Source organism: Blautia sp. DFI.6.71, from assembly GCF_020593585.1.
Taxonomy (GTDB): domain Bacteria; phylum Bacillota; class Clostridia; order Lachnospirales; family Lachnospiraceae; genus Blautia_A; species Blautia_A wexlerae.
The window spans coordinates 1-226 of record NZ_JAJDMJ010000216.1 but is presented as its reverse complement, the minus strand read 5'-3'; the positions used below and the strand labels follow the sequence as shown (position 1 = coordinate 226).

General features: G+C 48.7%; 1 pseudogene. It reads left to right on the top strand.

Annotation, left to right across the window (positions count from 1 at the left end):
* Positions 1 to 226, top strand: a pseudogene (locus tag LJE12_RS19930) (IS200/IS605 family accessory protein TnpB-related protein); the annotation flags it as partial.

The following is a 226-nucleotide window of genomic DNA, read 5'->3' as shown; positions in this document are numbered from 1 at the left end:
ATCATGCGGGCAGACGGAACTGTCCTGGGAAGAAAATTCATAGATCATCCCAGTGAAAAAGACCGGATGTACCGCACACTGAGACGGATCCGCAGATCCCAGAGGGAACATGGTTCTGCGCAGACACAGGGAAGATGGGCATATACGAAACGTCTGAATACAGAACTGGGCAAAAAGATTGCAGGTGCGATTGTAAGATATGCGGAAGAAAACCATGCAGATGTGA